The organism is Flavobacterium sp. K77, assembly GCF_021608205.1.
Taxonomy (GTDB): domain Bacteria; phylum Bacteroidota; class Bacteroidia; order Flavobacteriales; family Flavobacteriaceae; genus Flavobacterium; species Flavobacterium turcicum.
The window spans coordinates 1-12,065 of record NZ_JAKIHO010000001.1; the positions used below are offsets into that span (position 1 = coordinate 1).

At 36.8% G+C, this 12,065-nt stretch carries 9 protein-coding genes; 5 read left to right on the forward strand and 4 right to left on the reverse strand.

Going from position 1 to position 12,065, the window contains the following annotated elements; translation table 11 throughout:
- Nucleotides 1–657 precede the first annotated feature (657 nt).
- On the forward strand, nucleotides 658–1,434 hold the full coding sequence (locus L1S34_RS00005; protein ID WP_236361250.1) for a DUF3667 domain-containing protein: 777 nt from the start codon (nucleotides 658–660) through the stop codon (nucleotides 1,432–1,434).
- A gap of 588 nt (nucleotides 1,435–2,022) precedes the next feature.
- Here the strand turns inward: L1S34_RS00005 and L1S34_RS00010 are convergent.
- On the reverse strand, nucleotides 2,023–4,086 hold the full coding sequence (locus tag L1S34_RS00010) for a M13 family metallopeptidase (RefSeq protein ID WP_236361258.1): 2,064 nt from the start codon (nucleotides 4,084–4,086) through the stop codon (nucleotides 2,023–2,025).
- 228 nt (nucleotides 4,087–4,314) lie between these two features.
- On the opposite strand from L1S34_RS00010, the gene L1S34_RS00015 reads away from it, so the two are divergent.
- The 4 genes from L1S34_RS00015 to L1S34_RS00030 all read left to right on the forward strand — a co-directional run bounded on the left by L1S34_RS00015 (nucleotide 4,315) and on the right by L1S34_RS00030 (nucleotide 9,818).
- A complete protein-coding gene (locus tag L1S34_RS00015; protein WP_236361259.1) occupies nucleotides 4,315–4,992 on the forward strand; it encodes an SCO family protein in 678 nt (225 codons plus the stop codon).
- 141 nt (nucleotides 4,993–5,133) lie between these two features.
- Nucleotides 5,134–5,376: a FeoA family protein gene (locus L1S34_RS00020; protein ID WP_166132545.1), complete on the forward strand. Its 243-nt coding sequence runs from the start codon at nucleotides 5,134–5,136 to the stop codon at nucleotides 5,374–5,376.
- On the forward strand, nucleotides 5,370–7,472 hold the full coding sequence (gene feoB / locus L1S34_RS00025; RefSeq protein WP_236361269.1) for a ferrous iron transport protein B: 2,103 nt from the start codon (nucleotides 5,370–5,372) through the stop codon (nucleotides 7,470–7,472). The genes L1S34_RS00020 and feoB overlap by 7 nt, the downstream gene beginning before the upstream one ends.
- 117 nt (nucleotides 7,473–7,589) lie before the next feature.
- Nucleotides 7,590–9,818, forward strand: a complete 2,229-nt coding sequence (locus L1S34_RS00030) for a TonB-dependent receptor family protein (RefSeq protein ID WP_236361272.1) — start codon at nucleotides 7,590–7,592, stop codon at nucleotides 9,816–9,818.
- A gap of 223 nt (nucleotides 9,819–10,041) precedes the next feature.
- Here the strand turns inward: L1S34_RS00030 and L1S34_RS00040 are convergent, their stop codons facing one another.
- From L1S34_RS00040 to L1S34_RS00050, 3 genes are read right to left on the reverse strand one after another with little or no spacing between them, the layout of a single operon-like run.
- The gene (locus L1S34_RS00040; RefSeq protein WP_236361274.1) at nucleotides 10,042–10,458 is read right to left on the reverse strand and encodes a hypothetical protein; all 417 of its coding nucleotides are present in this window, start codon (nucleotides 10,456–10,458) and stop codon (nucleotides 10,042–10,044) included.
- A gap of 45 nt (nucleotides 10,459–10,503) precedes the next feature.
- Nucleotides 10,504–11,322, reverse strand: a complete 819-nt coding sequence (locus L1S34_RS00045) for a ZIP family metal transporter (RefSeq protein WP_236361277.1) — start codon at nucleotides 11,320–11,322, stop codon at nucleotides 10,504–10,506.
- Nucleotides 11,323–11,324: 2 nt separating this feature from the next.
- Nucleotides 11,325–11,972 (reverse strand): metal-dependent transcriptional regulator, encoded by a 648-nt coding sequence (locus L1S34_RS00050; protein WP_236361279.1) that lies wholly within the window; start codon nucleotides 11,970–11,972, stop codon nucleotides 11,325–11,327.
- Between the last annotated feature and the right edge of the window lie 93 nt (nucleotides 11,973–12,065).

Here is a 12,065-nt window from a genome sequence, read left to right on the forward strand (position 1 = left end):
TTTCAAAAATGGTTTTGAAATTGGCGAGATAAGTTGCCCAACAAAATACTTCCCAGAAGCATCAAGCATTAATTTTAAACGTAGCGTTATTTATGGCCTTGGAGTACTAAAAATTTCTCTTAAAGAATTAATATAGGAAGCAATTACTACTTGAATTTCGTACTCATCAAATGCTTGGTCTTTTGCTAATACAAAAAAAGCGTTTCTAACGCTTATAAATCAAACAGGAATAGCTTTAAAAAAGGGAGACTTTGTAAATAGTAGCTATTGAAATTATGAAGAGGGAACCAGAGGGATTTTGTAACGTAAATGTGGAACCTTTATGGTAATGCATTTAATAGAGCCGTGTTGCAAACGCTTTGTTTTCGGTATTTAAGTAAGTAGGTACTCGTTGCAAACGAGCACCAGATGGATAATTATGAAGAAGAAAACACTGTTTTTTGTAACGTAAATGTGGAGCCTTTATGGTAATGTATGTAATAGAGCCGCGTCACAAACGCTTTGTTTACGTTAATAAAGTAAGTAGGTACTCGTTGCAAACGAGCACCAGATGGTTTTGTCACATCGAGCGCAGTCGAGATGCGGTATTGGTTTTTTAATCGTTATTTATCTTACATTTGTATAGTTACAATACCAAACCAACCAAAAAAACCTTTTATGCAGCACCATTTATGTAAAAACTGCGACCGTACCTTTGAAGGGCAATTTTGTTCGCATTGCGGGCAAAAATCAAGTGTGAGCGAATTGAACATGCATGATTTAGTTCACGAGTTTTGGCACTCCATTACCCATACCGACAAAGGGATTTTAAAATTGGTGAAAGATTTATTTCTGCATCCTAAAAAAGTATACCATGGTTATTTTGCGGGTCAGCGTAAAACTTATTTTAGTCCAGTAACCTTTTTTTTAATCACCGCTACACTCCTACTTATTATTGGTGATAAAATATACGATTATGAAGATGCAGTACACCTAGCCGACAATCCTTTTGGTTATAATGAATTTGGTAGAACCGTATTTGAAGCTACTAAATTTAGAACTTTGTTTACCATTCCGTGTGCCGTTCTAGTAACCTGGTCGCTGTTTCGAAAGCGATTTAATTTGGCTAAAAATGTGGTGTTTTGGATTTATTTTAATGCTTTACTTTTTACCCTAGACCTAATTATTTCGCCTTTGTATTTCCCTTTTATACTGCACAAAGCAACTATTGAATTGTATGTATTGTTTATTAATTATGCCTTCTTGTTTTGGCACGTACTTGTGGTGTTTACCAATAAAAAATGGACCGATTACTTGCTTAGTTTCTTGGTAGTAAATTGTTTTCACATCATCAACTACGTAACGATTTACTTGTTACTGTTTGGTACAAATGTTTTCAAACAAACCAAAACCAATAATGTGTTTGAATTTTTGATTCATCTGTATAAGTTTTGATCTTAAGCCTAAGTTGAGATGTAACAAGTTTTAAAATACCCATTCGATTATTATAAAATTTAGAAACGATATAAAAATAAAAAACAAACAAAATTATTATGTTAGAAACCTTAATTGCACTGATTCCAGCTGTCTTACTAGTTATTGCATTGCTCTTAATCCTAGACTTATATCTATTAGTTCGAAAATACTTAAAGTTAAAAATTGAAGAACTGAAGGGAAATAAATAACTACTGACACATTATGTTATCTCAAAGTTTCTCATAAATCAATTCTTATTGCAATTAAAAAAGACTTGAGAGAAAGACAATAAAACCGCTTAGGTATTTACAAATCCCATTTGCTGATTTTGTAATGAAAATAAAACGAACTACTGTAGCCCCGATGGAAGCGGCATCCTTGCTGGGGAAGTCCCGACACCTCGGGATTGCACAGCAAAATACAGCGCACAGCGGGACGAGTAGTGTATGGAGCAAAAAAGTACTGCTCCTAAAAAACAACAGCTTTCTTCTCTTTAAAATTTGACTTGAGGCCATAAAAAAACCCATTCGCCTTAACGAATGGGTTTTGTATTTATAAGGTACTGAATTACCAGATTCTTACACGTTTTTCAGGTGCAATGTACATCCCGTCATTTTCTTTGATATCAAAAGCTTGATAAAAAGTATCGATGTTTTGCAAAGGCACATACGCACGGTACATTCCTGGAGAGTGCGGATCGGTTTTTACTTGGTTTTTCAAAGCTTCATCACGCATTTTTGAACGCCAGATCGTTGACCAAGAAATAAAGAAACGCTGCTCAGGAGTGTATCCATCAATCAAGCCTGGATTTCCGTTTTCTTTCAAGTACAATTGTAAACCGTCATAAGCTGCGTTTACACCACCTAAATCACCAATGTTTTCACCTAATGTAAATTTACCATCTACAAAAGTTCCTGGCAATGGCTCCAATGCGCTGTATTGTGCCGCTAATGCTCCTGTTAAAGCTGAGAATTGTTTTAAATCATCTGCAGTCCACCAGTCAACTAAGTTTCCGTCAGCGTTGTAACGCGATCCTGAATCGTCAAAACCATGTGAAATTTCGTGACCAATAACGCCACCAATTCCGCCATAATTCACCGCTTCATCAGCTTGGTAGTTGTAAAACGGTGGTTGTAAGATAGCTGCTGGGAAAACAATCTCATTGTTTGATGGGTTGTAATACGCATTTACCGTTTGTGGTGACATGCCCCAACGCTCTTTATCAACTGGTTTGTTTAACTCTGCAATGTTTTCTTGAAAACGCCATTTGGCCATGCTCAAAGCATTTTCAAAGTAGCTTCCGCCTTCTTCTGGACTCTTGATAGTCAAAGCAGAATAGTCTTTCCACTTGTCAGGATATCCAATTTTGATTCTGGATTTATTCAATTTAGCCAAGGCGCTAACTTTAGTTTCAGCCGACATCCATGACAAGTTATTAATTCGGTTTTCGAAAGCACGGAAAATGTTTTTGATCATTTTTTCTGCTTTGGCTTTAGCCTCAGCTGGGAATTTTTTCTCTACATATAATTTCCCTAAAGCTTCACCTACAGCACCATTAATGGTTTGCAATGCTCTTTCGTCACGTGGTCTTTGGCTTACCGCTCCCGTCAAGGTTTTCCCGTAAAACTCAAAGTTAGCGTTTTCAATATCGGTAGACAATTGGCTTGAAGCTCTGTTTAATAAACTCCAACGCATGTAGGCTTTCCACTGGTCCACTTTGTTTTCTTTCAACATCGTTTCAAGTGCCACCATGTATTTAGGTTGTGATACAATAACGGTATCCACTTTTGCCAAACCAATTTTAGTAAAATAATTATTCCAGTTGATTGATGGCGTTAATTTACTCAACTCGGCCAAAGTCATCGGGTTGTATGACTTACGACGGTCTCTGCGCTCTACTCTGTCTAATCTTGGTTTAGACATTGCGATTTCAAGCGCTAAAATTTTCTCAGCATTTGCTTGAGCTACGGCTGGCTTATCACCAAGAAATTGTAACATTTTAGCAACGTGAAGCACGTATTTTGCACGTTTTTCTTTAGAGTCGGCATCTTCTGAAACGTAATAATCTCTGTCAGGTAAACCTACTCCACCTGGACCTACATTAATAACATTTCGACTACTGTTTTTAGCATCAGTACCAACGCCCGCTCCCATGAAACCAATTCCGCCAATTGGCTCCATTTCGATTAATAATGCCTCAAGGTCTTTAGCATTTTTAACCGCATCAATTTTTTTAAGGAAAGGTTTCAATGGCGCAATTCCCATTTTGTTACGACCAATGGTGTCCAAAATAGACTTGTATAAATTAATCGCTTTACCTTGATCGGTATTTGACTTGTACTTTGGGTTGGTTGCTGCCTCTTTTAAAATAGCTAGTGCATCCGCATCTGTTCTTTGACGCAATTCATCAAAACTTCCCCAACGGGTTCTATCAGCTGGAATGGCGGTGTTGTCTAACCAAGTTCCGTTTACGTAACGAAAGAAATCGTTACTTGGCTTCACTTTTTTGTCCATGTAATTCACATTAATCCCTGGCTCCTTAGCCGCAGGATTACTTTGGGCTTGACCCACTGCAAAAGCCATCATTGCAGGAATCACAAAAAGCAATTGCTTATTGTTGGTTTTTTTCATTTTAATTAGTTTTTTAGTTAAGTAAACAAAGCTATTAATAAATTTTGTGATTGCTTACGATTCTATAAACAATCACAAAACATTGTGATTGGACATTAAAAAATCAAAAAGGTTTAATCGAATTGGGTAACAATTTTGTTTTTTAAGCGCATTCCACTAGCACTAAGATTGTGTTAATAAGACCAAAAAACAAGCTCCGATTTTGTACTTTTGTGGCAAAATTGGATTATGTTACAGCTATTTAAAAAATACCGTCTTTTTTTAGGAGTGTTCTTCGTGCTTTCGGCCGTTATACTTACGTTATTTTACAACGCTTTGAAGCCAGCAAAATCATTACCTATTTTTAATCCAGCCGATGTGAATCCGGAATTGGTAGACAGTACGGTACAATACAAAAGCAAGTACCACACCATTGCTGATTTTTCGTTTGTGAACCAAAACGGCGTCACGATTACTCAAAAAGATTACGAAGGAAAAATTTATGTAGCCGATTTCTTTTTTACTACTTGCGGTTCTATTTGTCCTAAAATGTCAGTGAATCTAGAAGAAGTTCAAAAAGCTTTTGCCACAAATCCTAAAGTTAAATTACTCTCACATACCGTATTTCCTGAAACGGATAGCGTTCCTGTGCTTAAGGCTTACGCCAAAAAACACAATGTAATCGATGCCAAATGGAATTTAGTTACAGGCGATAAAAAAGAAATTTATGCCATGGCTAGAAAATCGTACTTGGCTGTAAAACTGGGCAAGCCAAGTGAATTGTATGATATGGTACACACCGAAAACTTTGTTTTGGTAGATGCTAAAAGACGAGTTCGCGGTTTTTATGACGGGACCAACAAAGAGGACATCAAGAAATTGATTGAAGACATTAACTTTTTGTGTGAACAAGAGGCCGCTGACTAAGGCGATTTTTCAGTGATTTTCTCGGCCGCAAATAAAACGTCAACATACCTCTAAATCTGCCAACTAATTATTGAAATAATTAACATTTGTCTTTCCTTTAAAATGTGTATTTTTGCAATCTTAATTCAATCTAAATAAGGTTTGCAAACAACGATACATTCTCTCAAAAAAGGCGAAAAAGCCATAATCAAAGACTTTGATATTGATACCGTTCCATTAAAATTACTGGAAATGGGTTGCTTGCCTGGCAATATGGTCGAGCTGTTACAAGTTGCCCCTTTTGGTGATCCTTTGTTTTTAAACATCAATGGTTCACATGTGGCAATTAGAGTAGAAACCGCCAAAGAGATTGCAGTAGACCTATTAAAAACCAACCTATGGTAAGCAAACAAAACATCAATGTAGCCTTAATTGGCAACCCTAATGTGGGTAAAACTTCGGTTTTTAATCAGCTTACAGGATTGAATCAACAAGTGGGGAATTATCCTGGAATTACCGTTGAAAAAAAGATTGGTTTTTGTAAATTATCCAACAACATCAAAGCCAACATTCTGGATTTACCAGGAACATACAGCTTGAACGCCAGTTCTATTGACGAAAATGTTGTTATTGAATTATTACTCAATAAAAACGATAAGTTATACCCTGACGTAGCTCTTGTGGTTACCGATGTGGAGAATTTAAAACGAAACTTATTACTTTTTACCCAGATAAAAGACCTTGAAATTCCGACGATTCTTGTCATCAACATGGCTGACAGAATGAAGTTCAAAGGAATTTCTCTTGATATTCCTTACTTAGAGAAACATTTAAACACCAAAATTGCCTTGGTTAGTTCACGTAAAGGCTACGGAATTGAAGAATTAAAGCAGTTAATTGTGAGCTTCAAATCGATTTCGAGCGAACCTTGCTTGAATGCTTCGGTTATTGATCCGGATTATTTTAATAGTTTGCGCAAAGCATTTCCAAACCAACTTTTGTACAAATTATGGTTGGTAATTACGCAAGATGTGAACTTTTTGAACTTGGATAGAAATGAAATTCGCAGTTCATTTACCAAATCACACTCTGATTTAAAACGCTTACAGCAAAAGGAAACCATCAAACGTTACCAATTTATTAACGATGTTTTGAAAGTAGGTTTAAAAGTAGATAGCAGCGTAGCCAAAGATTACCGCAGCCAGCTTGATCGCGTGCTTACACACAAAGTTTGGGGTTATGCGATTTTCTTTTTGATTTTGTTTGTCATCTTTCAATCTATTTTTGAATGGTCAAAAATTCCAATGGATTTTATTGACGCCTCTTTTGCCTCATTGAGTTCGCTCGCAGCAGAGCAGTTGCCAGCCGGTGTTTTAACCGATTTGATTTCGCAAGGAATTATTCCTGGTATTGGAGGAATTTTAATTTTTATACCTCAAATTGCCTTCTTGTTTATGTTTATTTCCATCCTTGAAGAAAGTGGATACATGAGCCGTGTGGTGTTTTTAATGGATAAAATTATGCGCAAATTTGGACTTTCAGGTAAAAGTGTAGTGCCGCTTATTTCAGGAACTGCCTGCGCTATTCCTGCAATTATGGCTACGCGTAATATTGAAAATTGGAAAGAACGATTGATCACCATCTTGGTTACACCATTTACCACTTGTTCCGCTAGACTGCCCGTTTACGCAATTATAATTGCACTTGTTATTCCTGACGAACGCTTGTTCGGATTTTTAAACATGCAAGGAATGACCTTGATGTTGTTGTATTTATTAGGATTTGGAATGGCCATTTTCTCGGCTTATATCTTGAATAAAATCCTTAAGATTCAAAGTAAAACGTATTTTGTGGTTGAAATGCCGAACTACAAGTTGCCTTTGTTTAAAAATGTAGGTATCAACGTAATCGAAAAAACAAAAGCTTTTATATTTGGCGCGGGTAAAATTATACTTGCCATTTCAATCGTGCTTTGGTTTTTGGCCTCTTATGGACCGGGAGAAAAATTCAACAAAGCGGAAGAAATTGTTACCCAAAACACCATCAACAAACCATTATCGTCTGCTGATTTTGAAAATGCAGTTGCCTCACAAAAACTAGAGAACTCCTATATTGGTATTATGGGTAAAACCATTGAACCTGTTATCTCTCCATTAGGTTACGACTGGAAAATTGGTATTGCTATCATCAGTTCGTTTGCGGCCCGAGAAGTATTTGTAGGTACACTGGCAACCATTTACAGCGTAGGCGGTAGCGAAAATGAAGTGACTATCAAAAACAAAATGGCAGCTGAAATCAATCCCGCTACAGGCGAAAAAGTATTTAATTTTGCTTCAGGAATCTCTCTACTTTTGTTTTACGCTTTTGCCATGCAATGTGCTAGTACTTTGGCAGTAACAAAAAAGGAAACCAACTCTTGGAAATGGCCTGCTGGCCAGCTTTTATTCATGTCGGCCTTTGCTTATGCCGTTGCCTTGATTGCTTTTCAAATCCTACAATAAGAGCCAGAATCTATCCTCAACCTCAACAACAGTTAAAAATTAAAAAATCATTATTTTTAATTTGTCTAAATAAGTTTTTCGTTTTATCTTTGCTGCATAGAATTAATCTAAATAAAAATGAGAAATAGTTTAGTAACAGTTGCAATACTTACTTCTGTGTTTGCATTTGCACAAGAAAAAGAACTTACACAAGCACAAAAGGACAGTATTTTAAGAGCAAAGTCTTTGATTGTTGATTTAGAAGTGGTAACCGTTACCCCATTTAAACAAAGCCCAGAAAGACAACCAGATGTGAAAGGAACCGTGCTTTTTTCAGGAAAAAAGAATGAAGTTTTAAAATTATCTGCCTTTACCTCTAACCTGACTACCAACAATGCGCGCGAAGTGTTTTCACGTGTTCCTGGTGTTACTGTTTGGGAAAATGAAGGATCTGGAATTCAAATTAACATCGGAGTTCGTGGTTTAAGTCCAAATCGCAGCTGGGAATTAAACACTAGACAAAATGGTTACGATATCTCATCAGATGTTTTTGGTTACCCAGAAGCGTATTACAACCCACCTTTAGAAGCAGTAGAAAACATTGAACTAGTTCGCGGTGGTGCTTCATTACAATTTGGCCCTCAGTTTGGTGGAATGGTGAACTACGTTTTAAAACGCGAGCAAAACAAAAAATTCAGCTTTGAAACTCAAAACACAGCCGGAAGCTATAACTTAATGAGCAGTTATAACGCTATTGGTGGCAAAATCAACAAGTTTTCTTATTATGCCTACAACCACTCTCGTAGTGCCGATGGATGGAGAGAAAACAGCCAATACAAAGTACGTAACTCACACGTATTTTTAGAATATGCCTTTACAGAAAAAACAAAATTAGCAGCAGAATACACCAATATGGATTACCAAATGCAACAAGCAGGCGGTTTGACAGATGCGCAATTTGCTGCAAATTCTAGACAATCTTTTAGAGAGAGAAACTGGTTTGGAACCCCTTGGAATTTGTTTGCGTTAACACTAGACACGCAATTGTCTCCTTCTATTAAATCGAATACTAAACTTTTTGGATTAATTGGAGAAAGAAATAGTGTTGGAAATACAGCAACACCAAACAATCCTGACACTAACGGAAATAGAAGAGTTGACCGCGATTTTTATAAAAATTTCGGAATCGAAAACAGAAACACCTATACGTACACCTTAGGCAAAAATAAAAACACTTTGGCATTTGGAGTTCGTGCTTACCAAGCACAAACGCAAAGACAACAAGAAGGAGCAGGAACTGCAGGATCTGATTTCGACTTAAGTACGTCAGCAAAATATCCAAGAGACTTGCAATTTAAAACTCAAAACATTGCTTTTTTTGCCGAAAATCAATTTAAGGTGACCGATAATTGGAGTGTTGTTCCTGGAGTTCGTTTTGAGCACATCACCGCTGATGGAGAAGGTCGCTTCGGAATCACTTCTGGAAATGATGTTCCGTTTGAAAGCAAACAAATGGTTAGAAACAAACCCTTGTTTGGATTAGGAATGGAATATAAATTCGGCGCAACGAACTTATATGGAAATATAACACAAGCTTTTAGACCAGTTTTATTCTCAGATATTACTCCGCCAGCTGTAACAGATGTGATAGATCCAAACTTAAAAGATGCCTCAGGATACAATGCTGATTTGGGATACCGCGGTGTTGTGAAAGGATTTTTGAACTTCGATTTTAGTGTGTTCTACTTGAGCTACAACAACCGTATTGGCGGCGTAAGACAATTTATAAATAATGATAACCCAACTCAAGGTACGTTCTTATTCAGAACCAACCTAGGAGAAACCGTAAACAAAGGAATTGAAGGCTTTGTAAACGTAAACATCACTAAATATTTTAGTGTCGAAAAAACTTTCGGAAACGTAGATCTTTTTGTAACGACTAGTTTTATTGATTCTCGTTATACTGATTTCGTAGTACCTTCTGGACCAGGATCGGCTATTGCAACGACTAACTTAAAGGGTAATCGTGTTGAAAACGCGCCACGTTACATTCACAATGTAGGTTTGAGCTATAGTACTGACCACTTTTCGTCTACATTACAATACAAAACTTCAGGTAAAGTGTTTACAGATGCAAACAACACAGTTACGCCTTCAGCAAACGGTGTAACAGGATTACTAAACGGTTATGAAGTATTGGATTTATCAGCTGAATACAAGTTCTTAAAACGCTACAATGTTCGTTCTGGAATTAATAACTTATTGAACAAAGATTACGCTACCCGTAGAGCAGGTGGATATCCTGGACCAGGTATTTTACCAGGTGAAGGAAGAACATTCTTTGTATCTTTAGGAGCTCGTTTTTAATAACAAACAACAAATAATACACACTCTTTAATTAGAAAGTGATTACCAACTAAAAAGCAACCTCGACAGGTTGCTTTTTCTTATCTTTACAATATGGATATTCAAGAAATAGTAGCATTTGCTACTTTAATTATTGCAGTCGCTTTTTTAATCAAAAAGTTCTTTTTCAAGAAGAAATCAAAGGATAAAAATTGTGGAAGTTCTGACTGTGGCTGCAATTAGACTATTTTATGTAGCCTATTTGTATGGCGTAATCCGCAGGTTTTATTGACGAACCTTCAACGGGATATGGCCTCACCAGCAAGCTTTCAATTTTTCGCTTTTCAAATGGTAAATACTTTGCGAACCATTTTATATTAGCTTCCTTATTTTTTTCGTTAAAAACCAAAGTTGTTTCTTCAACTTGTTTCTGTCCGTCGAAGACTTGCAGAACAGCACTTACCTCTCCTGCCCAAATACAAGTGATTACTTCTGGGCAACGCGAGTCGTTTTCGATCGTTTTTAAAACAAATTGAAACCCTTTTTGACTACGACATACTTTTTGCTTGACAGTGATTATTTTTACTTTAGCAGGCTTTTGGCTTTGAGCCAAAACTAAACTGCTAATCATCATAAAAAGGAATAGAATTGACTTTTTCATCTGCGACTATAAATTTTAATTGATTCTTTTCAAAAAACTTATTTCCTAACCTAAGGCCACATCCAGCACCATCATAACTATAAAACCTCCAATAAAACCTAAAGTGGCAATATCAGTATTTTTATCTTGTTGAGTTTCTGGAATTACCTCTTCAACAACCACAAAAATCATAGCGCCTGCGGCAAAAGCCAAAGCATAAGGTAAAATAGGAGTGAAAAAAGTAACCGCAAAAGCACCTAAAACAGCAGCAACAGGCTCTACTAATGCTGAAGACTGTCCGTACATAAAACTTTTCCAGCGGCTCATTCCCATTCGTCGTAATGGCATAGCAACAGCAATTCCCTCAGGGAAATTTTGAATCCCGATACCAATTGCAAGGGTTAAGGCTGCTCCTATTGACGCCTCAGGAATTCCGGCAGCAACACCACCAAACAAAACACCAACCGCCAAACCTTCGGGGATATTGTGTAACGTAATTGCCGAAACCAACAATGTGGTACGTTGCCAAGGAGACTTCACCCCTTCGGAAACTTTAAAATTAATGTGTAAATGAGGCAATACTTTGTCTATCCCAAAAATGAAAACCGCACCAAGCGAAAAACCAAAAGCTGCAGGAATTACCTTTGCAAAACCTTCTCCGCCTGTCATTTCGATTGCTGGAGCCAATAAACTCCAAAAACTTGCTGCCACCATTACACCACCTGTAAAACCAAGCATACCATCAAGGACAGTTCGGTTCATGGTTTTGAATAAAAAAACAAACGAAGCACCTAATGCAGTTAAAAACCACGTAAATAAGCTGGCATAGAGCGCAGCTAAAATAGGATCAATACTGGTAAAATAATCAACTAACGATTGAAACATAATTATTGAATATAAATGTTACTAGCAATTTTATGAGATATAGTAATTTCACTCGTGCCCACACGAATACGCAAAGAAGCATCGAAACTTTCTTTTTCTATAATCTCCATTTGAGAACCCAAAGCAATTTCTTGTTTGTCGAGGTATTTTAAAAAATCAGACGAAGTATCTTTTACACCCACACAAATTCCGATTCTACCTTTTTCACATTCAGAAAGCAGTTGTTTTTCTATTTTAAGAATACGACCCTGAGCATCAGGAATTGGGTCACCATGGGGATCTTCTGTTGGATTCCCTAAAAAATCATCCAGTTTATTGATGAGCTTTTCTGATTTGATATGCTCTAATTGCTCTGCTAATTCGTGCACCTCATCCCAAGCAAAATCGAGTTTTTCGACTAGAAATGTTTCCCACAGACGGTGCTTTCGAACAATCATTTTGGCTGCTAACTTTCCTGTATCGGTTAGTGAAACTCCTTGGTATTTGATGTAATTGATGCAGTTCTTTTCGGCTAATTTCTTTAGCATATCCGTGACAGATGATGCTTTGGTATCCATCTTTTCAGCAATAGCATTCGTACTCACTGCTGCATTTTCAATAGCAGAAAGATGGTAAATAGTTTTTAAATAATTCTCTTCGGAAAAAGTCATAACAAACAATTAAGGTATTGCAACATCTCTTTTGCTCAAGTGCATAAAAAGCGCAAAACCTATGTAATGACAAACTTACACAAAAAAGTTAAT

Bases quoted from the DNA above. Each gene is read 5' to 3' on its own strand.
- L1S34_RS00005 (WP_236361250.1), top strand. From the start codon at position 658: ATGCAGCACCATTTATGTAAAAACTGCGACCGTACCTTTGAAGGGCAA.
- L1S34_RS00010 (WP_236361258.1), bottom strand. From the start codon at position 4,086: ATGAAAAAAACCAACAATAAGCAATTGCTTTTTGTGATTCCTGCAATG.
- L1S34_RS00015 (WP_236361259.1), top strand. From the start codon at position 4,315: ATGTTACAGCTATTTAAAAAATACCGTCTTTTTTTAGGAGTGTTCTTC.
- feoB (WP_236361269.1), top strand. From the start codon at position 5,370: ATGGTAAGCAAACAAAACATCAATGTAGCCTTAATTGGCAACCCTAAT.
- L1S34_RS00030 (WP_236361272.1), top strand. From the start codon at position 7,590: ATGAGAAATAGTTTAGTAACAGTTGCAATACTTACTTCTGTGTTTGCA.
- L1S34_RS00040 (WP_236361274.1), bottom strand. From the start codon at position 10,458: ATGAAAAAGTCAATTCTATTCCTTTTTATGATGATTAGCAGTTTAGTT.
- L1S34_RS00045 (WP_236361277.1), bottom strand. From the start codon at position 11,322: ATGTTTCAATCGTTAGTTGATTATTTTACCAGTATTGATCCTATTTTA.
- L1S34_RS00050 (WP_236361279.1), bottom strand. From the start codon at position 11,972: ATGACTTTTTCCGAAGAGAATTATTTAAAAACTATTTACCATCTTTCT.